Annotated in this window: 19 protein-coding genes and 2 tRNA genes; 17 read left to right on the top strand and 4 right to left on the bottom strand. The window is 75.3% G+C overall.

What is annotated here, in order from left to right:
• Positions 1–137: 137 nt before the first annotated feature.
• The 5 genes from FJK98_RS27695 (at position 138) to FJK98_RS27675 (ending at position 2,397) form a co-directional block, all read left to right on the top strand.
• Complete coding sequence (locus tag FJK98_RS27695; RefSeq protein WP_145921578.1) at positions 138–647, top strand: SigE family RNA polymerase sigma factor; 510 nt, start codon at positions 138–140, stop codon at positions 645–647.
• Positions 637–1,581 (top strand): hypothetical protein, encoded by a 945-nt coding sequence (locus tag FJK98_RS27690; RefSeq protein ID WP_145921577.1) that lies wholly within the window; start codon positions 637–639, stop codon positions 1,579–1,581. The genes FJK98_RS27695 and FJK98_RS27690 overlap by 11 nt, the downstream gene beginning before the upstream one ends.
• Before the next feature lie 56 nt (positions 1,582–1,637).
• Positions 1,638–1,711 (top strand) — tRNA-Met (locus tag FJK98_RS27685).
• Between the two features lie 222 nt (positions 1,712–1,933).
• A tRNA-Met gene (locus FJK98_RS27680) sits at positions 1,934–2,007 on the top strand.
• A 120-nt stretch (positions 2,008–2,127) separates the two neighbouring features.
• A complete protein-coding gene (locus FJK98_RS27675) occupies positions 2,128–2,397 on the top strand; it encodes a hypothetical protein (protein WP_145921576.1) in 270 nt (89 codons plus the stop codon).
• A 36-nt stretch (positions 2,398–2,433) separates the two neighbouring features.
• Here FJK98_RS27675 and FJK98_RS27670 read toward each other — a convergent pair whose 3' ends face one another.
• Positions 2,434–3,765, bottom strand: a complete 1,332-nt coding sequence (locus FJK98_RS27670; RefSeq protein ID WP_145921575.1) for an ABC transporter substrate-binding protein — start codon at positions 3,763–3,765, stop codon at positions 2,434–2,436.
• 146 nt (positions 3,766–3,911) lie between these two features.
• Between FJK98_RS27670 and FJK98_RS27665 the strand changes: the two genes are divergently transcribed.
• A complete protein-coding gene (locus FJK98_RS27665) occupies positions 3,912–4,745 on the top strand; it encodes a phosphoribosylaminoimidazolesuccinocarboxamide synthase (RefSeq protein ID WP_145921574.1) in 834 nt (277 codons plus the stop codon).
• A 44-nt stretch (positions 4,746–4,789) separates the two neighbouring features.
• On the opposite strand, the gene FJK98_RS27660 is transcribed toward FJK98_RS27665, so the two are convergent.
• Positions 4,790–6,808 carry a WXG100 family type VII secretion target gene (locus tag FJK98_RS27660; protein ID WP_145921573.1) on the bottom strand — a complete coding sequence of 673 codons (2,019 nt, stop codon included), beginning with the start codon at positions 6,806–6,808 and terminating at the stop codon, positions 4,790–4,792.
• A 15-nt stretch (positions 6,809–6,823) separates the two neighbouring features.
• Positions 6,824–7,870, bottom strand: coding sequence for a WXG100 family type VII secretion target (locus tag FJK98_RS27655; protein ID WP_145921572.1), 1,047 nt, complete (start codon positions 7,868–7,870; stop codon positions 6,824–6,826).
• Between the two features lie 248 nt (positions 7,871–8,118).
• Between FJK98_RS27655 and FJK98_RS27650 the strand changes: the two genes are divergently transcribed.
• The 11 genes from FJK98_RS27650 to FJK98_RS27600 all read left to right on the top strand — a co-directional run bounded on the left by FJK98_RS27650 (position 8,119) and on the right by FJK98_RS27600 (position 23,492).
• A complete protein-coding gene (locus FJK98_RS27650; protein WP_228544714.1) occupies positions 8,119–8,478 on the top strand; it encodes a WXG100 family type VII secretion target in 360 nt (119 codons plus the stop codon).
• A gap of 80 nt (positions 8,479–8,558) precedes the next feature.
• Positions 8,559–8,849 (top strand): WXG100 family type VII secretion target, encoded by a 291-nt coding sequence (locus FJK98_RS27645; RefSeq protein ID WP_145921571.1) that lies wholly within the window; start codon positions 8,559–8,561, stop codon positions 8,847–8,849.
• A gap of 108 nt (positions 8,850–8,957) precedes the next feature.
• Positions 8,958–9,359, top strand: a complete 402-nt coding sequence (locus FJK98_RS27640; RefSeq protein WP_088644221.1) for a YbaB/EbfC family nucleoid-associated protein — start codon at positions 8,958–8,960, stop codon at positions 9,357–9,359.
• On the top strand, positions 9,352–9,723 hold the full coding sequence (locus FJK98_RS27635; RefSeq protein ID WP_145921570.1) for a hypothetical protein: 372 nt from the start codon (positions 9,352–9,354) through the stop codon (positions 9,721–9,723). The genes FJK98_RS27640 and FJK98_RS27635 overlap by 8 nt, the downstream gene beginning before the upstream one ends.
• Before the next feature lie 48 nt (positions 9,724–9,771).
• Positions 9,772–20,226 (top strand): glycosyltransferase family 4 protein, encoded by a 10,455-nt coding sequence (locus tag FJK98_RS27630; protein ID WP_145921569.1) that lies wholly within the window; start codon positions 9,772–9,774, stop codon positions 20,224–20,226.
• A 51-nt stretch (positions 20,227–20,277) separates the two neighbouring features.
• The gene (locus tag FJK98_RS27625; RefSeq protein WP_145921568.1) at positions 20,278–20,637 is read left to right on the top strand and encodes a hypothetical protein; all 360 of its coding nucleotides are present in this window, start codon (positions 20,278–20,280) and stop codon (positions 20,635–20,637) included.
• A gap of 12 nt (positions 20,638–20,649) precedes the next feature.
• Positions 20,650–21,018 (top strand): hypothetical protein, encoded by a 369-nt coding sequence (locus FJK98_RS27620; protein ID WP_145921567.1) that lies wholly within the window; start codon positions 20,650–20,652, stop codon positions 21,016–21,018.
• A gap of 375 nt (positions 21,019–21,393) precedes the next feature.
• The gene (locus FJK98_RS27615) at positions 21,394–22,056 is read left to right on the top strand and encodes a hypothetical protein (protein WP_145921566.1); all 663 of its coding nucleotides are present in this window, start codon (positions 21,394–21,396) and stop codon (positions 22,054–22,056) included.
• Positions 22,057–22,159: 103 nt separating this feature from the next.
• The gene (locus tag FJK98_RS27610) at positions 22,160–22,390 is read left to right on the top strand and encodes a hypothetical protein (RefSeq protein WP_145921565.1); all 231 of its coding nucleotides are present in this window, start codon (positions 22,160–22,162) and stop codon (positions 22,388–22,390) included.
• Positions 22,387–22,947 carry a hypothetical protein gene (locus FJK98_RS27605; protein ID WP_205789248.1) on the top strand — a complete coding sequence of 187 codons (561 nt, stop codon included), beginning with the start codon at positions 22,387–22,389 and terminating at the stop codon, positions 22,945–22,947. Before FJK98_RS27610 ends, FJK98_RS27605 begins: the two co-directional genes overlap by 4 nt.
• Entirely contained in the window at positions 22,944–23,492 is a 549-nt protein-coding gene (locus FJK98_RS27600) for a hypothetical protein (RefSeq protein ID WP_240762392.1), read from the top strand. Before FJK98_RS27605 ends, FJK98_RS27600 begins: the two co-directional genes overlap by 4 nt.
• A gap of 21 nt (positions 23,493–23,513) precedes the next feature.
• Here FJK98_RS27600 and FJK98_RS27595 read toward each other — a convergent pair whose 3' ends face one another.
• Entirely contained in the window at positions 23,514–23,984 is a 471-nt protein-coding gene (locus FJK98_RS27595; RefSeq protein ID WP_145921564.1) for a hypothetical protein, read from the bottom strand.
• Between the last annotated feature and the right edge of the window lie 25 nt (positions 23,985–24,009).

Below are 24,009 nucleotides of genomic sequence, written 5' to 3'. Positions count from 1 at the left end.
CTCCCGCGTCGACGGGGCCCACGATCCGGACCGGGATCGTGGGCCCCGTCGCTTTTCCGACCGGTTGTCCCGCAACCTGACGATGCCGCTGACCGTCTCCAGTGCAGGTGGCCGGGACGGGGGGACGTGGTGCGGGCATGAGGGACGAGCGGAGTTTCGACGAGTTCTACCGGAGCACCTCGGCGCGGACCCTGCGCTACGGTCACGCCGTGGCGGGCGACCACGGAGAGGCACAGGACCTCGTCCAGGAGGCGTACGCCCGCGCCTGGCGGCAGTGGGGCCGGCTGGCGCAGCACCCCGCGCCGGAGGCGTGGCTGCGGCTGGTGGTCAGCCGGCTGGCCGCCGACCGGTTCCGCCGGTTACGGAGCTGGCGGACGGCGCTGAGCCGTACCGGGCCACCGGAGGACGTGCGACCACCCGGTGAGGACACCGTGCTGCTGGTGGCCGCGCTGCGGCAGCTACCCGCGAACCAGCGTCAGGCGCTGGCCCTGCACTACCTGTTCGACATGCCGGTGGAGGAGATCGCCCGGGAGGCCCGGGTGCCCAGCGGCACCGTGAAGTCGTGGCTGTCGCGGGGGCGGTCCCGGCTGGCCGAGCTGCTCCCCGGCGTCTCGGCGAAGGAGCTGGAGGTCAACGATGTCGCGTGAGCTGCACCGTTTCTACCGGTCGTTGGCGCAGGACACCGACCCGGGTGGCCTGGTCCCGCCCGCCCTGGTCCGCCGGTACGCCGACCGGCGGGCCCGGCTGCGGGCGGCGGCGGGGGTGCTGGCCGTGGCCGCCCTGGTGGGCGGAACGGCGGCCGGCACCCGGTTCGTGTTCACCGCCGCGCCCGGCACGCCGGCCGGGCCGCCCTCCTCCCCGCCCGGCACCGGCGTCTCGGTGCCCGCCCCGGCGGTGTCGCCGGCGGAACCGGTGACCTCCGTCCCGGCCGCGTCCGCGCTCACCGGTTCCGCCGGCCGGTCGCCGGCCGGCACGGTCGGTCCGACCGCCACGTCGCCGTCCGGCCGACCGCCGACCGCGATCCCCGACGCGGCGTTCTTCACCCTCGCCGCGGCCAACGAGACCGGCATGCGGGCGACGTTCGACGCCGGCCCGACGCTGCCGCAGCTCTGCGGCGCGCACCCCGGCGACTCGGGTGTCGTCCAGCGCCGGGGCCGGGCCCTGGCCTTCCGGTACGCCGACACCCCCAAGGGGTACGTCCCGGACGGCAGCTACCGGCACACCGTCACCCTGTACCGGGCCGGTCGCGCCGAGGAGGCCCTCGGTGAGCTGCGGGCGGCGGTGCGGGACTGCCCGGTACAGCAGTCGTCCGACACCCCGGGGGTGACGTCCCGGTACCGGCTGCTCGGCGGGGGCGGCTACGGCGACGAGTCGGTGCTGTTCGAGCTGCGCCGGTCGTACTCCGAAGGGGCGGGTGACCCGGCCGGCGCGGACGAGATCCGGCTGGTCCGGGCGATCCGGCTCGGGGACGTGGTGACCGTGCTCTGGGAGCAGGGCTGGGAGGGCACGTCAAGTGACCGGTCGCAGGTGGACGCCGACAGCCGGCGGGCGGTGGACGCGCTGCGGGACTGGTTGGACTGACCGCCGGGTGGCGTTTTGCGGGCCCGGGGGTCGGTAGGCTACGGTTAACCAGCCGACGCGGGGTGGAGCAGCTCGGTAGCTCGCTGGGCTCATAACCCAGAGGTCGCAGGTTCAAATCCTGTCCCCGCTACTGTTTTCGACAGGCCCCGGAGTTCGTCTCCGGGGCCTGTCGCGTTTCCGCCCCGGCACGGGTGGGCCTGCCGTCGTGGCGTGGGAGATCGGCGTGCCGCAGCCGGTGGGCGGACGCCACCGGCGGCGGTGGCCCCCGGCGGGCGTCCTGAGCTGGGCGGACGGCGGATCGGGGGGCCCGGCCGATCTCCGCCGGACGGATGGGTTAGGCTTAACGGGCCGACGCGGGGTGGAGCAGCTCGGTAGCTCGCTGGGCTCATAACCCAGAGGTCGCAGGTTCAAATCCTGTCCCCGCTACTGTTTTCGACAGGCCCCGGAGTTCGTCTCCGGGGCCTGTCGCCGTTTCCGGTGTCCCGCGTCCCGAACCGGTGCGGGCTTCGGGGTGCCGGACTTGCCGCCCTCGGTCAGGATGAGGGCATGTCTACTGAGATCAGGACGTCAACAGGGATCACATGGTGGGGCCGGCTGAGCGCGGTCCTCGGCGCGGTCGTGCTCTCGGTCTTCGTGCCGGTGGCCGCGTGGGCGTCCACCGGCACCGGCGAGCTGGTGGTGGAGGCGGCCCGGCGACGGTCCAGGGCCGGCGGCTTCGGCGTCCTCGGGCTGCTCTGCTGCCTGGTGGTCGTCGGCGGCATCGTCCTGCTGGTGGTGCTGCTGACCCGCAACCGGCGCAACCGCCCGCCCCGCTGACCCGCGACCGGCGTCACCGCCCCTCCCGTCGACCCGTCACCGGGCCAGGGCCGCCTGCGCCCGGGCCATGAACTGTGTCGTCGCCGCCCGCGCCCCGGAGCGTCCCGCGCGGATGCTCCGGGCCGCCTCGGTGAGCAGGGCCCGCACCTCGTTGTGCCCCCTCGGGGGTGGCGCGGGTGCCGGGCCGACCTGCTGGTGCAGCGCCTCACCGAGGGCGGCGACGCGTTCGGCCGGCGGATCGTCGAGGGTCTGCACGACCGCCTGGCGTACGGTCAGGCTGGCCGGCAGGCCCCGCTCGGTGCCGAGGAGCCGACCCACCTCCACGCTGCCGGTGAGGAAGTCGACCACGTCGGCCACCACCCCCGGGTGCCGGGTGCCCCGGAACCCGGCCCAGTACATCGACGCCCGGTCCCACTGGGCGGCCCGGGGGCCGGGGAAGCCGACCAGGGCCAGCTCGTCCCTGCTGTAGCGCTGAAGCTCGGGAAACTGGTGCGACCAGGCGAACGAGGCGGCGGTGTGCCCGCTGACCACCAGTTGCCGGGCCGGCTCGCCGCCGTCGGCGCGGTCCACCAGGGCGGCGGCCGGGGTGGCCCGTTGGCTGCGGGCCCGTTCCCAGAACTCGAACCAGTCCAGCAGCGCGGCGGAGCCGAAACCCAACTGACGTCCCTGGTAGAACTTGCTGCCCAGCCCACGCAGCCAGAGCCACAACGCCCGGTGGTCACCCGACGGGTCCATCGAGCCGGCGACCCGGCCCCGGCTGGCCCGGGTCACCCCGGCGGCCCAGCTCAGATAGTCGGCCCAGGTCATCGAGGTGGTCGGCTCGGGGACCCCGAGCCGGCGGAGCAGGTCACGGTTGAACACCACGGCGGCATGGGTCTGCGCCGCCGCGACGCCGTACACCCGGTCGTCGATCTTTCCGTAGTCGACCAGGCCGGGCGGCAGGGTGTTCACGTTGATCCGGCCGTCCTCGACGTAACCGCCGAGGTCGAGCAGGATGCCGCGCTGGGCGTAGTCGCCGAGCATCGAGTCGTCGATCTGGAACAGGTCGGGCACGTTGCCGCCACCCGCCTGGGTGGCGAGCCGCTCGTAGTAGCCGCCCTGCCCCTGCCAGGTCACCCGGAAGGTGACCTGCGGGTTGCGGGCCGAGTACAGCCGCAGGGCCCGTTCGGTGGCCTCGGCCCGGCGGGTGCCGCCGTACCAGAAGACCGACAGCTCCACCGGGCCGTCCGGCGTCGGCGACTCCGCCTCGACGCCGCACCCGCTCAGCCCGCCCGCCGCCAGCACCGGCACACCGAGCAGCGCGCCGAGCAGCCGCCGCCGGGCCGGGTCGACGCCGGGCCGGAGCAGCAGGGGACGCACAGCGGACACGGGGTGCTCCTGGGGACGGGCGGGCCGGTAGCCGGACCATTCACGCAGGTGGCGCGGCCGGGTGTCAACGCCCGCACGGCCCGCCGCCCGCCGGCGGCCCGGGTGGGCGACCCGGCCGGCGTCGTCCCCGTGGTGTACTAGGGCACGTGGAACTTCTGCACTCCGGCAAGGTCCGGGACGTCTACGCGGACGGCGACGACCTGATCCTGGTCGCCTCCGACCGGATCTCCGTCTACGACGTGGTGCTGCCCACCCCGATCCCCGACAAGGGGCGGCTGCTCACCGCCCTGTCGCTCTGGTGGTTCGAGCAGCTCGCCGACCTGGTGCCGCACCACGTCGTCTCGACCACCGACGTGCCCGCCGAGTTCGCCGGCCGGGCGATCCGCTGCCGCCGGCTGGACATGGTGCCCGTCGAGTGCGTCGCCCGGGGCTACCTGACCGGCGGCGGCCTCAAGGAATACGAGCGCACCGGCGCGGTCTCCGGCGTGCCGCTGCCGCGTGGCCTGGTCGAGGCGTCGATCCTGCCGGAGCCGATCTTCACCCCGTCGACCAAGGCGCCGGCCGGGGAGCACGACGAGCCGATCACCTTCGCCGACGTGGTGGACAAGGTGGGCGCGGAAACCGCCGAGCGGCTGCGCCAGATCACCCTGGACGTCTACCGGCGGGGCGCGGAACTCGCCGCCGACCGGGGCATCCTGGTCGCCGACACCAAGATCGAACTGGGCTGGGCGGCGGACGGCACCCTGGTCCTCGGCGACGAGGTGCTCACCTCCGACTCGTCCCGCTACTGGCCGGCCGAGTCGTACCAGCCGGGCCGGACCCAGTTCTCCTACGACAAGCAGTACGTGCGGGACTGGGCGACCAGCAGCGGCTGGGACAAGCGGTCCCCCGCGCCGGAGGTCCCGGCCGACGTGGTCGAGGCGACCCGGGCCCGTTACGTCGACGTCTACGAACGGTTGACCGGCGAACGCTGGTCCTGACCCGCCGCTCCCGGCCGGCCCGTGGCGGGCCGGCCGGAACGCGATCAGTTGCCGCCCACCGCGGTCTTCGGCTCGGCCCGGTAGGAACGGTCCTCGGCCTGCTTGCCGAGCACACCACCACCCGGCGTCTCCACACTGAACGCCTGCTCGTCGGTGACGATCCCCGGACCGTCGCCGTGCCCCTCCCGGTCGTCCCGCTTCGCGGCGGTGGTCCGCCGGGGGGCCAGCTCCGGCGGCACCGGCTGCCCGCCGCGCGCCCGCCGGGGTGCCGGCTCGGCCGACGGCCGGCCACGCAACGCACCCGGCACCTCCTCCAGCCGGGACACCCGACCCCCGGACAGCGGCGCGGCCGGCGCGTCCAGCACCGGCGCGGTCGCCTCCGACCGGCCGTCGCCCCACCACTCGCCGCCCGGCGTCGCCGGCCGCGCCGCACCGGCCCGGTCACGGCGCTTCGACCGGGGCGTCCCGGTCACCCCGGCATCCCGGGCCGGGCTGCCCAGCACGGGCGGGGCGGTGCCCGGCCGGGGTGGCGTCGAGGCGTCGCCGGCCCGGCCACCGACGGCGGCACCGCCGGACGCACGCCGTGCGTCCGGACGCCGGCTCTGCAACACCGGCGCGGTGGTCTCCCCGGCCGGCCGGCCGAACAGGTCCTCGTCGCCGGCACCCGCGCGGACGGTGCCCCGCCGCTCCGGGTCCGCCTGCTCCCCGCCGCCCGGCCGGCGGGAGGCCGGGGAATGCGGGGAACCGGCCGCCGGGGTGCCCCGGGCACCGGCCGGCGGGGCCGCCGTCGACCCGGCACCGGGACCACGCAGCCCGTTCGGCGGCGCGGCCCGGCCGCCGGTCGGTGGCGGGGTGGCGCTCGCGCCGGGGGACCGCAACGACGCCTGGGGCGGCTCGCTGACCGCCGACGCTCCGGCACCGCCGCGCAGCACCCCGCTGCGCAGCCCGGCACGCTCACCGGCGAGCCCGTCGAGGCCCGGCGGCCGGGCCAGCCCGGCCCGGCCCGCGCCGGTGGCGTTGGCGTTCACGCCGTTCAGCCCGGGTGCCCCGGCGGACAGGCCGGGTGGCGGCGCGACCAGCGGCGGCGGCACCACCGGCGGCGGTGCCGCGGCGGGACCCGTCCGGTTGCCGGTGTCCGGCGCCGGGGTCGGCGCGCCGGCCTCCGGAGGCGGCCTGAGCGTGTCCAGCACCTGCCGGGCCAACTGGTCCGGATCACCAGGCGTGGGCCGGGGCACCGGCCGCACCGACGTCGGCGGCGGGGTCGCCCCGACCCCCGGCGGGCGGGCGCCGGGCGGCCCCACCGGCGGCGGGGCACCGACCGGCCCGCGCCACGGCGGATGACCGACCGGGTTGAGCACCGCGTCCATCGGGAAGAACGGCGGACCGTGCCCGCCACTGACCTTGCTCAACGTGTCGAAGTAGTCGTCGGCGGTGCGCCGGGCCAACTCCTGCGCCCGGCGGTTGTACTCCTCCTGCTTCTCCCGCACCGCCTCGGCCTCGGCCGCCTGGATGCCCTTCTCGCCGTCGTACAGACCCAGGGTGAAGCCCTGCTTGAAGCCCTCGGAGAACTGCGTCCAGCCGTCGGAGTTCTTCGCGTCGTCGATGGCTTCCCGGTACTCCGTCCAGAGGCGTTCCATCTCCGCCCGGGAGTCCCGGGCGATGCCGACCATCGCCCGCAGCGCGGTCACGTTGTGCTGGGCCGCGTCCATCCACTCGTCGAGGTACGCCAGCGTCTTGCCCGGCCCCGCCTTGAGGAACGCGTCCCGGGCCTGCGGCGACTGCCAGTGCTCGTCGTGCAGGGTCTGACTGGCGGACAGCAGCTGCTGGTGGATGCTCTGCAACAGGTTGTAGGCGTTCTGCCACTGGTCGGCCAGCGCCGAGATGTCCTCCGGGTGCTGCCCCAGCACCTGCTGGCGGACCGTCTCGATGGTGGCCCCGCCCTCGCCGCCCGGTGCCGGGGTGAACTTCAGGTCCGGGTTCTCCGGCGGCATGACGTACCGGGTGCCCTCGCCGCGCGGGCCGCCGTGCGCGTACGTCGCCTGGGCACCCCAGTAGTCGGCCATGGTGTCCTCCCGGGCTCAGATGCCGTAGTCGTGCCGCTTGATCTCGTCCAGCGCCCGCTTGGCGGGGGAGTCGGTCAACTCGGCCGGGTCCACGCCCTCGGTGTCCTGACCGATGTGCAGCTCCTGGGTGACGGTGCCCCTGCCGTCGGTCGTGGTGATCGTGTGCGTCCCGTCGGCGTGCTGCGCGTCGACCCGGGTGGCGGTCGGCCTGTCCCCGGCGTCGAGCTGCTCGCTGGTCACCGTACGACCGCCGTCGACGCCGTACGACGTGGTCTCCCGGCTGCCGCCGGTGCGTCGGCCCTCCGCGTCGGTGTTGGTGGTGGTGACCACCGTCGAGGTGCCGGTGACGACCGTGGTCGTCCGGCTGGTGCTGCTGTCGAGCACCTTGCCGGTGGCGTCGGTCGTGGTGGTGACCGTCTCGGTGCCCACGCCACCGGGCAGCGACCGCTGCACGATGGTGCGCACCACGCCGCCGGGGCCGAGCGCGGTGAAGGTGATGCTGCCGTCCGGGGCGACCCGGGGCCGGCCCTGGTCGACGAACTGCTCGGGGGTCGGCGCGGTGCCGGCCTGCCCGCTCGACACCGTTTCGAGGTACTGGTCCCACCAGGTCTTGCCGGAGACGAACGGCGGCAGCCCGGCGGGACGCGGCGCGTCGGCGTCGCCGAAGGCGAACCGGACCGCGTCCAGCGAGGCCGCCGACCAGCCGTCGGTGTTGGCGTAGGCGTCCGCCACCGTCTGCGCGGCCATGCCGATGTTGGTCAGCGCCGCGCCCAGGTAGGTCAGGTACTGCTGGAACTCGGCGTAGTTGAGGGTGAGCTGGGTGCGGATGTAGACGCCCTCGGGCAGCGCGGCACCCTCCCAGGCGCGGTGCGGCAACTGGCCGAGCTGGCTCAACCGGCCGCCGTGGCTCTGCAGGTTCTCCTGGATGACGACCATGTTCTTGCCGTAGTCGACCAGCCCGTCCGGATCGACGTCGACGGGTTTCTGATCGGCCAGCCAGTCGGTCCGGGTGTTCTGGTCGGTCTCGTGCTGGTACGGGTTGCTGCCGTCGTCCTCCGCCACCGAACCTCCCCTGGTGCGGCGGGCCCCCGCCCGAGTCTCACCGGAAATCGCCCCGAGCGTAACCGCTGCCGACCACCGCCGGGACCCGGTACCACCGCCGTCTCCTCCCCGACCAGCCACTTCGGACGAAGTGAGGTGGCCCGATTCGTTACGGGGCGCTACCGTCAGGGTCGGCCACGACGGCCACCACCATCAAGGGGACGCTTCCCTGACCGGGGGGCGCAAGCAGAGGAGCGGGTGAGTCCACCTTGACCGACACTCCGGGACTGGGTCAGGTTCACGCCACCCAGGAACAGCTGAACGCGATGGCGAAACGGTGCAACGAGACCGGTGAGGGCCTCGCACTGGGCATGGCGCGGCTCGTCGAACGGGTGCAGGCGCTGGGCGGCAGCGGCATGCGCGGCTCGGCCAACAACGCGCTTCAGGACGTCTCCGTGCAGCTCAACGACGGCCTGAAGAAGATCATCTCGGCGCTCGACGAACTGTCCGGCAAGATGACCAGCGCCGCCACGCAGTACGGCATGAACGACGAGGACGCCGCGACCGAGATCCGCAACGCCGCCGCCGAGACCGGCGACGCCAGCGTGATGAGCATCCTGCGCGGCTGACGCCGCCGGTATCCGCCGCGGCCACGTCGGCCCTCCCCGGGCGATCCGTGCCGCTGTGACCAGCGAAAGGTGACCTTCCAGTGAGCAGTCCCATCACCTACAACTTCGGCCAGATCTCCGATGTGGCCACCGCCATCGGCACCTACCAGGGCCAGATGGACGGCAGCCTCCAGGACCTCTACACCCAGTTCACCCAGCTTTTCGCGGCCGACTGGCAGGGCCCGGCGGGGCAGGCGTGCGACGAGGCCCGGCAGAAGTGGAACCAGGGTGCCACCGAGATCAAGGAGGCGCTGACCCGGGTCGGCGTGAAGCTCGGCGCGTCCGCCGAGCGGATGCAGCAGGTCGACCAGCAGATCGCCGCCGGCATGTGACCGTCCGGTCCGACGCCCTCCGGCCCGGAGGGCGTCGGACCGGTGGGGCAGCCGGGCCGGGCCGCCCCGGTTAGGCTGCCCGTCGGAAGGGACCTCGGGGGAGGGACGATGGAGGAACGACCGAACTTCGGCGCGTTGACCGCCATGATCGGTGACCTCAAGAAGGCCTGGTCCGGAATGGACGACGTACAGCGCCGGATGCTCCGGGTGACCGGCACGGCCTGGTCGGACGACCGCACCGTCAAGGCGGTCGTCGGCCCCCGGGGGCACCTGCTGGAGCTGGACATCGACCCCCGGGTGTTCCGCAACCCCAACTCCAAGGCCCTCGCCGCCACCATCGTGGCTACCGTCCGCCTCGCCGTCGAGGACGCCGCCGAGCAGTCCCGCGAGATCCTCGACGGCAGCCTCGCCCCCGACCTGCGCCGGATGGCCCCCGGCGGCGCGCAGCTGGAGAAGCTGCTGCACAGTCACGACGCCGACGTGCGCCTGAAGGGGGACGACGATGAGTAGCTTCGTCGAGATCAGGACGAGCGTCGCCGACATCCTCGGCATCGCCAACCGGCTCCGGATCAACGGGCAGTCGATGTCCACCGCGATGGACGGCAAGCTCGGTGCCATCACCGGGCTGGAGGCCGCGCCCGGGACGCTGCCGCGCGACGAGTTCACCGAGGAGTTCCTCAAGACGTACCACAAGTCGGTCGAGGTTCCCGGCGGCGGCGGGCAGCAGATGAACGAGGCCGTCAAGGCCACCGTGCCCAAGCTCGGCGAGGCGATGGACAAGCTCGGCGCGTACGTGGCCGACGCCATGTGGAGCTACACCGGCACCGACGACGACAACGCCACCGACATCGACCGGGCCGGTGGCCGGCACTGACCCGAGACGACCGGCCGGGAAACCCGACGATGCCGGGGAGGACCCCGCGTGAGCGAGAGTGACCACGCCCTCGCCGAGATCCTGGAGTGGTTCTCCGACCTCGAAGCCGCCATCCCGGGCGTCCGCTCCACCGTCGGCGAGATCCTCATCGGCAAGATCCCCGAGTCGGACATCGACGCCGTCTACGAACTCTCCGACGCCTGGGGTGCCGCGACGCAGGAACTCGCCGCCTTCTACGAGGAGGCGGTGCACGCCGCCGACGGCATCCTGACCAACTGGAGCGGCGACGGGGCCGCCGAGGTGTTCACCCGGGAATGGCTGTCCTACCTCGAATCGCTCGCCGGCACGGTCGACACCCTCGCCTCCATGGAGGAGGCGGTACAGAGCTTCGGCCTCCAGATCGAGCTGATGAAGTTCATGGCCCTGCTCGGCCTGATCATGCTCGCCGTCTCGCTGTTCATGCTGGTCGCCGCCGCCATCCCGTCACTCGGCCTGTCCACCGCCGGCATCCCGGGGGCGTTCGCCGCCTGCCGGGCCGCGATCGGGGCCGCCGCCACCAACGCGGTACGGGCCATCGGCAGCATCTCCGTACGCGCCGCCCTCGCCGAGGTGACCGCGCTGCTGACCCGTACGCTGCCGACCCTGGTCCGGACCCAGCTGCCGAACCTGGTCCGTACCCAGGTTCCCCGGCTGGTCACCACCCAGCTGCCGCGTTTCGCGCGGACCCAGGTCCCCACCTTCGTCCGGCAGACCCTGCCGACGGTGATCCGGCAGGGCGCCGGCAACCTCGCCCGCAACACCCTGCCGCGCAACGTCATCGCCCGGTCGGTCGCCGACCGGATGGCCGGTCAGTGGCTGCGCGGCGTCACCAACCGGGAACTGCTGCGCCAACTCGGCCGGGAGGCCGGGCTGGAGTCCCGACGGCTGGCCGGGCGGAGCCTGCTCGCCGCCCGCAACCAGCTGGCCCGGGAGATCGAGGAACAGCTGCTACGCAGGTTCGGTGCCCGGGTCGGCACCGACCTCGCCGCCCGTGGCGGCGTACGACTGGCCGGCACCGAGGCGTTCGAGCAGCTCAGCCGGGCCACCCTCAGCCAGTACGCGACCCGCGAGATCGCCACCACCACCTTCGGCCGGGAGCTGACGAAGTACCTGGGCCAGCGGGTGGCGTTCGGGGCGGCGTTCATGGGCGGCGGCAACCTGCTGGGCCAGATGTACCAGATCGCCGGGGGCGAACGGTCCAGCCTCGACCTCGGCCAGCTCGGCGTCTCCACCGTCCAGGGTGGGCTGTTCGGGGCGTCGATGTTCGGTGGCATCCCCGGCCACGTCATCGGCGGCGGGGTCACCGGCGCCCTGGTGACCGGCGCGACCGACGCCGTCCAGGGCAGGTTCGACCTCCAGAACATGCTGCACGGCGGCGCGGAGGGGGCCAAGGCCGGCGTCATCTTCGGCGCGCAGAACAAACTGGACACCGTCCGGGTCGGCGGGATGAACCTGCGGATCGGGCGTGACGTGATGGTGCTCCCCGAGGGGATGGCCGCCGTCGACCGGGCCGCCGGCCTGCGGGTCACCTACAGCGAGCGGGGCGCGGTCTGGGCCCACGTCGACGGCGACGGCCAACGGCTCGACGGCGGGGCGATCGCCGCCGACGGCACCGTGCTCGCCCGCGACGGCGTCCGGTCACCCGACCCGACGGTGGTCGACGGCGACGGACCCGCCCCAGGCGGCCCGGGTGGCCCCCACCCGCCACGGCCCGAGCTGCCCCCGGCCGACCTGCCGCAACGCACCGACCTGGTGGGCGGCAACGGAGGTGGGGACGGTGGCGGCCCGCGCCAGCCCGCCCACCCCGCACCGGTACGCACCCCGGAGGCGGGGACCCGCCTCGCCGACCCGGCCCGCCCGCCTGCCGACCCGGTGCGCTCCGGGGGCGAGCGGACGCCGGGGGAGTGGTCCCGCCCGGGTGGCGACCGGATGGTGGGGGAGTCGACCCCGCCGACCGGCGAGCGGACGGCCGGTGAACCGGCGACCCGGCCGACGCCGGCCGACACCGCACCGGTGCGCGGTCCCGTCGACGGTGCTCCCACCCGCCCCGACGGCCCACCGCCCGGCCGCGACGCCGACCCGGTCCGCGCCGACGCGGACCCGGGACGCCGCGACGTCGATCCCGTCCGCCGGGAGGCCGGGCCGGGACGTCACGAGATCGAGCCGGTCGGGCGCGAGGGCGAACCTGTCCGGCGCGATCCCGGGCCGGGGCACCGGGACGTGGAGCCGGGCGGGCGGGACGCCGAGGCGGCACACCGGGACCCTGACGACGCGCCACCCCCGTTGCCGGCCGACCGCCCCGAACCACCGGTGACCACCTGGGACGACCCGGCGGCCACCGGTCCCGACCGGACCGGGCCGGCCACCGACCCGACCGGGGTGACCCGGGCCGACCCCCGCCCGGACCACCCCCGGCCCGAGGACCGCCCGGCCACCGACCGGCCCCCGCAGGACCGGCCCCCCGAGGATCGCGGGGCGGAGAACCGGGGGCCCGGGGACCGGGACGCGCAGACCGGGGCCTCGATCCGTCCCCGCGACGAACTCCGTGCGATGGAGTGGGCGGACCGGGCCTACGACCGGTTCCGGGCCGACCCGGGGGACGTCGCGGACATCGCGGCGAACCTCGCCACCGTCGCCCGCCCCGGCGGCACGACAGGTTTCACCCACGCCGAGATCGCCCGGGTGAAACAGCACCTCATGGTCGACGAGCACGTGCTGCGGGACTACCCGGACGGCTGGGTCCGCCGACGCTTCGACGCGGACGAGGACATCGCGGAGGCGTGGATCAGGCTGCGGGAGGGCCGCCCGCTCGAACCCGACCTGGTCCTGCTGGAGCACGAGCTGGCCGAGTCGGGCTACCTGCTGCTGCACCCGGACGCCACCTACCCGGATGCCCACGCGTACGCCCAGAGCCTGTTCAATTGGGAGCGGGTCGCGCCCGGCCGGACCGGAGAGGACCTGGACAACTCGTGGCCGAGGAGAACCGGTGATGGCGATTCTGGTGGACTTCGAAATGGTCCGGGAGGACAGTCGGGAGGTCGAGTACAGCTTCGGCTACCCGGAGAAGGACCGTCGGCTGGTCATCCAGAAGGGGTCCCGGGAGGGGCAGGTGCTGGACGGGCTGGAGGACATGCAGTACCGGAAGGCGTACGGCAAGATCCTGCGGATGCAGGCCGAGGCGGCGAGCTGGCCGCCGGGGGGCAGCTACGCGGCGTAGCACCGGCGGAGGGGCACGTCCCGTACGAGCTGGTGCCGGCCGGGTCGCACCCGGTCGGGCCCTCGGTGCCGCTGCCCGAGGCGGTGCGGTCGACGTTCGACGGGCACGTCGGGGAGCTGCTGGCCGGCCGGGACGCCGGGCCGGTGGACCAGCCGCACCGGGCGAGCTGGGACGAGTCGTCCCGCCTGCTCACCGTCGAGTACCCGGACGGGCTGCGCGTCGGGGTCGTGCTCCAGGTCAACTCGGCGCTGCCACCCGGGCAACCGGTGGTGCTGCGGCCGGGAATGGCGGTCGAGCACGGGCAGTGGGTGCAGCGGGAGCCGGCCGGGGTCGTCCTGCCGGAGCACCTGCCGGCCGACCCGGCCACGCGGGCCGCGTTCGTCGACCGGCAGCTCGGCGACGCCTGGCGTACCCTCCACCACGAGATCCACCAGGTACTCGACCGCCCGGTCGAGCCCGGCCGAGCTGTCGAGCCCGGCCGGTCCGGGGTGCCGGCGGACGGCGTACCGGAGGGGGGACGGGACGGGGCGACGCCGCCGCACGGGCCGGCGCGACCCGGACCGGCGCGGACGCCGCCGGAGCCGTCGCTCGCGGCGCTGGAGGCACCGGTCCGCCCGGACCCGCCGGTGCTGGACGCCGACGCGGTCGGTTTCCGGGACGCCACCGCCCCCGCGCCGGCACCGCCCCGGCCGCTGACCCCGGGCACCGTGCGCGGCCTGCTCGCCGACCCGGCGACCCCCGGACAGCTGCGGGACTGGGCCCGGGAACACCTCGCGGTACGCCAGGAGGACGGCTCCCACCTGCCGCGTAGCCAGGCCGAGATCGACGCCGTGGTGGCCCGGCTGCGCGCGGAGACGACGGCGCTGGTCGCGCAGCGGACCCCGGCCGACCCGAACGCCGCACCACCCGCCCCCGCCCCGAGGCCCACCCTCCCGGACCCCGCCGGGCCGAGGCCCGTCGTCCCGGAAAACGCCGCCCCGAGGCCCGTGCCCCACGACACCGCCGGGCCGGGGCCCGAGCCTCCGGACGTCGCCGCGCCCAGGACCGCCGGGCCCCCTGCCGCCGGGCCGGATGCCGGCACACCCGGGACCGCCGAGGCGCCGACGGACGGGTCGCCACGGGCGGGCGACGAACTGCCGGTCAGCCAGGAACTCGCGCCGAGCGGCAACTTCCCCGCCCACCGCACCCGGACCGGCGCGGAACTGCCCGGGCAGGTGCACGAGCTGGTGGGCAGGGCGAAGGAGAACCTGCTCGCCCGGTACCCGGAGGCGGCCGTCGCCGGCCGGATCGCCGACCTCGACGCGGTGGCCGGGCAGGCCGACCGGTTGCAGGCGGCCGCCGACCGGGCCCGCGACGGCGGCCCGCTCGGCGACGTCGTGCGGGAGGTACGCGCACTGAGCCGGGCGGTCGACGGGTACGCCGACCGCTACCGCGACTGGCGGGACTTCTCCCGGGGCGGGGAACACGCCGACCCGGGCTGGCGGGACCTGGACGGGGTGGACCCGCTCAACTCCGTCGAGATGGCCCACCGGGTGGTCGGCGTGGACCCGGTGACCCACCGGTTCCACGTCATCGACCAGGCGATCGCGGTGGCGAAGATCGGCGACGTGCTCGGGCCGGCGTTCGAGCGGCACGCGGCCGACACCTTCGAACGCGTCATCCCGAAGGACATGGAGAGCGTCGGGGCGCTGCTCCCACCGGAGCTGCGCCTGCCCGAACTGGACGACTGGGTCCGGGGACCGGCGCGGGGTGGCTTCGACACCCGGACCGAGATCCTCTATGTCGACCCTCGGGACGGCACCGCGCACCGGCCGATCAGCGCCGTCGCCGCGACCGTCGTGCACGAGAGCATGCACCGTCTCCAGCCCGGCCCCGACGTGCTGGGTGACCTCCTGGCCCGGGGGATCGCCGAGGGACGGTACGGCGACGACGTCGAAGCGCAGGTGCTGGTCCCGTTCCGGTTCGAAGGCGAGTTCCAGGCGTTCGTCGTCCAGCAGCAGTTCCTGCGGGGGCTGGCCGGGTTCCGCGCCCTCGACCACGCCGGGGATCCTCGGGTGCCGCGTAGCGACGCCTACCAGGAGCTGGCCGACCGGACCCCGCAACAGATCCGGGACTACGTCCTGGAGCGGTACGTCACCGATCCCGCCGAGCGGGCCATCCTGTCGCGGGAGCCGTCGCTCGACGGACTGGTCGGTCTTCCTCCCGAGCAGGCGGTGGAGCGGGCCCGACTCGCCATCGACGAGGCGAACCACCCGATCGCCGGCGAGCGTCGGGTCGGCACCCTGCACGGCCCGCTCAGCCGTGACGTCGCCGCGCGGCACGGCATCGACCTCGGCGAGATCAGTCGGGAACAGGCGGCCCGTCCCCTGCCCGCCCTCCGCGACCAGGCATCCGGTACGCAGGCTCCCGCTCCGCCGCGTCCCGCGGACGTGACGCCGCCGCTCGCCGAGTGGGTGCCACACCCGGCGAGCGGCCCGCCGGACGGGGGCCCCGCGGACCGGCCGGAGTCCGGGCACCGCTCCGGTGTGCTCGGCCGCGCACTCCGCCGGATCACCGGGTTTCTCGCCGGGCCCGAGCCCGCCCCTGTCGCTGCGGACCGGCCGGCGACGTCCCGACCGGCCGCCGATACCCGACCGGCCGTCGCCGACCAGCACACCGCGCCGGGGCGGTCGCCCGCCCGGGACGTCGACGGGGCAGCCCGGGGTGTGCCGGACCGGTCCGCACCGACCGGACGTACGCCGGAACCGACGACACCCGGCTGGCCCGCCCCCGGCGTGACCCGCCCGGAGCAGGCGTCCGTCAACGGGCCGGGAGCCGTGGCTCCGCCCGTCCCCGACGGACGGACCCTGCTGAGGCTGACCGAGCGGCGCTGCATCGTCGACGAGCTGCGGGACGCCACCGACCCGATCGACCAGGTACGCCTCCGCGACGAGCTGAACCGGCTCGACGCCGATCTCGCCGGACACGGTTACCCGGTGCACGAGTTGGAGCGGGTGCCGGAGCCGGACGGGGTGACGCCGACCGACGGACGGGAGTACGCCCGGCACGACGAGATCTGGTCCGACCGGCCGTGGCGGCAGGAGGACCGCAGGCCCTCCCTCGACGAGCTGATCCCCGAAACCCGGGAGGAGGCCGCAGCGTGGGAGGAGGCGGTGCGCCGGGAGTTCGCCGACCAGTTGGACGGACGCGAGTTCGCCGGGCTACGGCTCCGGGTGGACCTGACCGATCCGTTCAGCGTCGGCGTGCACCGCAACGAGGTGGTGGTCCGGGCCACGGTGCACGACGGGGACGGCGCGAACGTCGGCCGGGTGGTGCGGTCCTTCCACCGCGACCACGACGGCAGTCTCTTCGTCGAACACGTCTCGCTGAAGCTCGCCGACCAGGTCCAGGGCCGGGGCTTCGCCCGGGAACTCAACGGCCACCTCACCGGGTGGTACCGGTACTCCGGCGTCGCCCGGATCGAGGTGCACGCCGCCTCGACCGTCGGCGGGTACGCGTGGGCGCGCGACGGCTACGACTGGGCGCCGGACACCGGGCACCGGGCGAACGCCGTGCTCGACCGGCTCCGGGCCGAACTGCGCGAGGTCGACGCCGACATCGCGCTGGCCGGCCGCGCCACCGACGGCCCCGTCGACCCCGACCGGCTGCGGGCCCGCTACGGCACCACCGATCCGCAGCGGGTGCTCGCCGAGGCGTACCGGCAGCGGGAGGCGGGGCGGGAGATCCTGGACCGGGCGGCCCGGCACCCCTTCGGCAGCAGCCGGTACCCGACCCCGTTCGAGATCAGCCAGGCCGGCTGGGGGGAACACCACCAGGGGCGGGACGCCTCGTGGATCGGCAAGCGGGCGTTGCTCGGCGCGGACTGGAAGGGCGTCAAGCCGGTCAGCGACACCGGGCCGCTGCACCCCCGCTCGGCGTACACCGTCGGGCTGCCCCGGGTGCCCGACCCGTCGGCGATCCACGGCCTGCTCAGCGGCGGCCATCCGCCGGTCACCGCCGCCCGCGTCCCCGACGCGCAGTTCCACGGGTACGGCCGGGACACCCCCGAGCCGGAGCTGGTACGGCAGCTCGGCGACGACGCCCTGCGGCAGACCGTGGGCCGGTCGCCGGCCGACAGCCCGCTGCGGGGCGTACGGCTGGAGTTGACCGCCGTGCCGGCGGACGCGCTGCCCGACGGCGCGGTGGCCCGGTCGGTGCCAATCGACGCGGACGGCCGGAACCTGCCGCACGGCACCGTCCCGCCGGACGGGGGCGGTTGGCGGATAGAGCTGTCCGACCGGGCGGCCGACGTCACCGTGGCGCGGGCCGTCGCCCACGAGGCCGCCGAGCTGACCGCGATCAGCGAGCGGGCGGCCGGCGGGCTGGACCCGTTCACGCCGGACGCGCTGACCCCCGGGGCACCGGCCGACGGCGCCGGCCTGAGCCCGCACGACCTGGGCCGGCTGGCCGAGGCGGAGGTGCTGGCCGACCTGCTGCGCGACCCGGCCCAGACGGCGTACGCCCGCACCGAACTGCGGGCCCTGCGCGACCATCTCGGGCTGCACCCGGACGATCCGGGCCTGGCGGCCCGGCTGCGGTTGCTCGACGGGCGGCTGAGCGACGCCGGCCGGGAGGCGCTCGTCGGTGCCGACCCGCCGGCCCGGACCCCGACGCTGCGGATGCTCGGCTTCGCCGACGGGGTCACCCCCGGCGGGACGGTGCACCGGGTGGCCGAGGCCCTCGGTGGGCACGGCGACGAGCTGAGGATCCGGGTGCCGGGGGCGCAGCCGTCGACGCCGGCCCCCGGGGTGCGGCTGTTCGGGGCCGATCCCGTCGCGGGCGTCACCGGGCCGCTGAGCCCGCTGCTGCGCCCCGACGGGCTGCCCGGCGACGTGGACGTGCTGGTCGGCCACGGGCAGACGGCGGGCATCGCGGACGTGCGGCGGGACGCCTACCCGGACGCCGCGGTCGTGCAACTCCTCGACCGGGTGCCGACCGACCCGGAACACCTGCGGGTGCTGTCCCGGGCGGACCTGGTGGTGGCCGTCGGCCCGGACGTGGCGGACGGGCTGCGGCAGGGGCTGACCGGGCTGGGCGGGCGGATGCCGGAGATCCGCGAGGTGACGCCGGGGTTCGTGCCCCGCCCGGTGCCGCCCGTCGGCGGCGGCCCCGGCGCCGGCCCGAGGATCCTGGTGTACGACGGCGACTCGGCCGCCCACCGGCAGGCCGCGCAGGTGGTCGCCGAGTTGCGGTCCCGGGGCCTGGCCGGCACCCGGCTGGTGGTGACCAGCGTGGAGTCCGATCCGGGCGTACGGCAGGTGCGCAGCCGGGAGCTGAGCACGCTCGCCGGCACGTTCGTGGAGGTCCGTCCGCTGCCGACGGAGGCGGGCGCGGTCACCGCGACGTTCCACGGGGCGGACGTCGTGCTGGCGTCGTCCCGGGGCGACGGCTACGACCCCGGCTTCGTCCTCGCCGCCGAGCACGGCGTCCCCGTCCTGGTCGACGGTGCGACCGGTGCCGGCCGGCTGCTCGCCGACGTCGACCGGGTCCCGGCCGGCCTGGGCCGGGACTCGGTGGTCGGCGAACCCATGTCCGCCCCCACCGCCTGGGCGGACCGCGTCCAGGGCCTGACCGACGCGGCCGTCGCCGGCCGCGAGCGCGCGCTGGAGCTGCGGCGGCACCTGACCGGTCGGTTCGGGCCCGAGGTGACCGCGCAGGCCGTGCACGACGGCCTGGCGGCGGCCGGGGTGCGGGGCGGCCGGGTCGCCGACGGCGACTGGAACGGCGAACTCTCCCCGTACGAGGTGGTCCGCCGGAACCCGGCCCCGGCCGGGGAGACCGCCGGGCGGCTGCGGGTGATGACCACCTGCACCGAGTGGCACTCGAAGCTCGGCGGGGTGCCGACGGCCAACCGGGAGCTGACCGAGGCGTTCGCGGCGGCCGGGGCGCAGGTGCACGCGCGGGTGTCCGCAGTCGACCCGGACCGGCCGGACCTGGTCCGGGAACGCGTCGCCGACAACCTGGAGGTGACCGGCGTACGGCCGGTGTGGGGGGTGCTGGACGCCAAGGGTCTGCCCGACACGCGGGCGCTGCTGATGCTCTTCGAGAACCTGCCGCCCGAGGTGGACGTCGTGGTCGGCCACTCGCGGTTCAGCGGCGGCGCGGCCCGGCTGCTGGTGGAGCAGCTCTACCCCGGGGCCCGCTACGTGCACGTGCTGCACACCGCACCGGAGGTGCTGGACGGTCTGCGGGGCAACCCGGGTGAGGGCCTCGGACACGCCGGGACGGAACGCCGCCTGATGGCCGGCGCCGACCTGGTGACCGGGGTGGGTCCGCTGCTCGGTCAGGAGGCGGCCCGGCTGGCCGGCGGGGGGACGGCCGGCGCCCCCCGGACCCACGAGATCATCTCGGACATGCCCCGCCTGCCGGGCGAGCCGGTCGCCCGGCCGGCCGACAAGGTGGGCTTCGACCTGGTCGTCCAGGGCCGCGCGACCGACCCGATCAAGGGCATCGACTTCGCCGCGAAACTGGTACGCCACCTGCGCGCCGAGGGGGTCGACGTCCGGCTCACCGTGCGCGGTGCGCCCCCCGCGGACGTCGCGGCGCAGACCGAACGGCTCGCCCACCTCGCCGGGACCGAGATCCGGGTGCTGCCGTTCGTCAAGCCGGGCAGCCCGGAGCTGATGACCGACCTGTTCACCGCCGACCTGGTGCTGATGCCGTCGATCCACGAGGGCTTCGGCCTGGTGGCCAGCGAGGCCGCCCGGGCGGGGGTGCCCGTGCTGGTCGGCGAGGGCACCGGCGCGGGGCTGTTCTTCGGCGACCCCAGGTACGTGCCGGCCGCCCTGGGCGAGGCGGCGACGGTACGGGACGGGGTCACCGTCGCCGCGTGGCGTCGCGGACTGGCGGAGATCACCCGTCCCGACGGCACGGTGGACCCGGCGGACCAGCGGGCGCTGCTGGACCGGGTCGCCGACGAGCGGGTCCCGGTGTGGGCCGAGCACGTGAAGCGGATCCTGGCCGAGCTGGCGGTGCACCGCGACCGGGCGCTCGACCTGCGCCGCCACCTCGACGCCGGGTACCCGCCGGGCAACGCGGCCCGGGAGTTGCTGGCCGTGCTGGCGCGGCAGCCGGACGACGCCTCCCGCCCCGACGCCACGTCCCGTCCGGAGGCTGGCGGGGGCGGGCGGGAACACGACGACGGCACCGGCACGCCGACACCCGGCCGGCCGTCGCCCGACATCGACCGTCCGGGGCCGGGCGGCTAGCGTGGGGACGGAGCCGACCGTGCGGGCACCGACGAGGAGGGACGCAGCCTGATGACCGATGCTGATCCGGACCGGGATGCCGCCGCGCACCTGCTCTGCCAGTACGACTACGGGCAGGCCGGCGACGGGCGCAGCGTCCGACGGCCCGTCGGGCTGGCCGAGGCGGCCGACCTGTGGCGGCGGACCCTGGAATCCGGCCGGGCGGCCGAGTCGACGGTGGACGGGCCCGGGGCGGGCGACGACGTGATCGCCTTCTCGACCGCGCGGGCGCACGTCGTGGCGGCCCTGCTGGAGGAGTTCGCGGCCCGGGTCGAGCCCGGCCGGTCCACGCCGCCGGTGCGGGCCGACGATTCGCTGGCGGAGCTGGCGACGCAACTCGCCCGGCATCTTGAGTCGGGCACCGGTTACTGAGGGGACGTGGGGATGAGCGACGACGGCCTGAGCGTGCCGGTCCCACCGGCCGACCCCACCCGGGAGCTGCTGATCTGGCCCGACTACCAGCGGGACGGCAGCGGTCGTACGACGGCACGCCGGGTCGGGCTCGACGAGAAGGCCGCCCAGTGGCGGGCGACCGTCGACGCGGGACGCGGGACCGAGGAACGGCTCGGTCGGGCCGCCCCCGGGCTGGTGTCGATGTCGAGCGCCCGTGGCCTGGTCGTCGCGTCGATGCTGCGGGAACTGGCGGCCCGGGTACGGCCCGGATTCAGCTGTGGCCCGGTCCGCTCCGACGGCTCGCTCAGCGCGCTGGCCCGCGAGCTGGCCGACGACCTGCGTCGCCGCACCGACCGATGACCCCGTCCGGTGGAGCACCCGACCGGTAGGTGCGTCGACGGCCGGGAACCCGTACGACGAGGGGCGTGACGCTGCGGGTGGTCGGCGCGAACGGTGCCGTGACCACCACCTCCGGCCTGCTGCTCCCCCGTGCCGGCGCGGGTCCGGTGTTGAACTCGCCGGCCACGACGGCGGCGCTGGGCCGGCGGGTGGGGGTGGACCTCGATCCGGTGGCGTACGCCGAACTGCTCGCCGTCCTCCACTCCGGCGCGACGCCCGGCTCGGGTATTCTCCGCGCCCCCCGCGTTCCCGCCGGGATGATTGGTCCGCGACCCGACGCCGGGCGGGCCGGGTGGCAGAATGACGTGCGCCGACGGCCGGACGGGGAGGTTGCTGGTGGACACGGAGTGGACGACCGGGGCGCTCCAGCGGTGCGTGCTGGCCTCCGACGAAGCCACCGGACAGGTGTGGGTCGGCCCGGAGTCGGTGACCGTCAAGACCGACAGGTTCCGGTACCGGGCCCGGCCGGCGCAGTGGGCCGTGGTCGACGGGGACTGGCTGGTCGAGGCGGTCCGGGTGGTGGCGGCACGGCAACCGATGTTCGTCACCCACGGCCTGCTGCGCACCACGTCCGGCGGGACGTTGCACCTCAACCGGCCCGAGGTGATGGCCGAGTTGGGCCGTCGGGTGGGTGCCGGGCTGGACCCGTCGGCGTACGCGGAACTGCTGGGTGAGCTGTACTCGGCGTGGACGATCGACGGCCCGGTGGTACGCCCCTTCTCGGTGACCGAGGGCACCCGCGCCGGCTGGTTGATCCGTGACCCCGACCATTTCACCCACGTGCTCGCGGTGCCGGACGCGCCTGCGGTGACGCCCCCGACGTTCGTGCCCGACCCGGACGGGGGCTGGACCTTGCGGTTCTTCTCGCACAACTACTACCTGTTGGAGATCCGCTCCGCGGTGGACGTGTACCGGTGGACGGTCACGGGTGGACCGGGCCGGGCGGCGACCTGGGTCCGGGAGACCGTCGCCGAGCGGGTGGAGCGTCCGCTGCCGTGACCGGTCGGACCGCCGGAACCGGCCGGCCAGCAGAGACCAGCCCCGCTCCGTCGGTCCGGGCGGGCAGTCCGCCCGGCGGCGGACGGCATCCGGAGGTGACCCGATGGCGATGACCGACGACCCGGAGCGGCAGCGCCGGCTGCGCGACCTGGCCGACCTGCACGCCCGGTGGCAGGCCACGCACCAGGTGGACGACGCCGACTTCACCCCCGAGGGCGCCGACTCGGCGCAGCGTCGGCCGCCGTCGGCGCAGGCGCAGCGCGAGTACATGCGTCAGGCCCGGGAGATCATGGGCCTCGACCCCGACACCGGCCACTACCGGGACACCGAGTGACCCTGCTGCCCGCCGTCCGGACCCGGGACGAGGTCGACCTCTACCTGGAGTTGCACCCGTGCCCCCGGTGCGGGTCGATGGAGGCCGCCTGGACCGCGACGGCGACGACACAGGAGTCCCGACCGGCGTACCGGTACTCCGGTCGGTGTGCCGAATGCCACGAGCGGCGCGAGTTCCTCTTCGCCCTGCCCGAGGGGCGGACGGCACCCGCCGACGCCGGTCCGCATCCCCGCAGCAGGTTCGGCGGCCCGCAGCCCTCCGCCCTGCTCGACCCCGGTGAGTGGCTGCTCGTCGCCGACTGGTGCGGGGAGGCGGCGGAGGCGGCCGAGCGGCAGGGCGACGACGCCGAGGCGGCGGACCTGCGGTGGACCGCCGTGGCCGCCCTGGAGGAGGTCCGTAAGTTCCTGCCCGAGGCCGGCGACGCGGTGCCGGAGGCGGCGTTCTGGTCGACCCGGGGGCGGACGGTCTACCAGCGGGAACCGGGGCGGTTCCGTCGTCGCCGGATCGAGGTCGTGCGGGACTTCCACCTCGACCACATGCCGTGGAGCCCGGCGTGACGCCGCTGGCCGCGCGGTCCACCCACGAGGCCCACCTCTACATGGACCTGCAACCGTGCGGCTGTGGGCAGGGGCGCTTCCCGCGCGCCTCGACCGTGCTCACCCTCCCCGACGGGGATCTGGCCCGCCGCTACACCGGCGCGTGCCAGGGGTGCGGCACGGCCCGCGAGTTCCTGTTCCGGCTGCCCGCCGCGCCCGTCGGGGTGCAGGAGGGCTTCCGGTACGGCGGCCCGGAGCCGTCCCGGCTGATCGACGCCGGGGAGTGGCTGTGGGTGGCCGGGAACCACGCCCGGGGGGTGCCGGCCGGGGCGCGGACCCTGCCGGAGGCGGACCGCCGGCGGTGCCGGGCCCGGCTGACCGCCGCCGTCGCCGCCCTCGACGAGGTGGTGAAGTTCGTGCCGCCCGGCGGTGCCCGGGTGCCGTTCACGGCGGTCTGGACGGCGCTGGGTCGCACGGTCTACCAGCGGGAGCCGGGCCGGTTCCGGGCCGGCCGGTTGGCCGCGGTGCGGTCCGCGTACGTCGGGGCGCTGCGCCGCCTGGACTGAGCCGTCGGGGGTGGACGGAGATCAGTCGGCGGTGCCGCCCGACCGCTGCGCGGGGGTGGGGGTTCTGCCGGCCGGTGGGCCGGCCGACAGGTTCGCCGCGCACGTCGGGGAGATGCTTGTCCGCTCCTCGACGATCCGGTCGCCGAACAGGATCGTGCAGTGCAACGTCGGGATCCCGCCGGCGTACGCCAACCGCTCGTCGACCCCCGGCCGGGCCTGCGGCGTCGCCGCCACCCACACCCGTTCCACGTCGGGATAGCGCAGGGTCACCGCGTGGGACCAGGCCCAGGTCAGGCTGGTGGCGGACTGTGTCTCCAGCGCGCTGTGCCCCCAGGTGACCGCCATCCCGAACAGCCCACCTCCGCCGCCGACCACCTCGACGGTGAGCGTGACCACGTACTCCACCGGGGCCGGTGCCGGGGCGGGCGACGGGTCGGCGGAACAACCGGCCACAGTGGCGGCCAGGGCGACGACCGCGACGACACGTCGCATGGAACCTCCTGCGGAACGTCGGCGG

This window comes from Micromonospora sp. HM134 (assembly GCF_007833915.1).
GTDB lineage: Bacteria > Actinomycetota > Actinomycetes > Mycobacteriales > Micromonosporaceae > Micromonospora > Micromonospora wenchangensis.
This window is presented reverse-complemented; position numbering and strand designations above follow the sequence as displayed.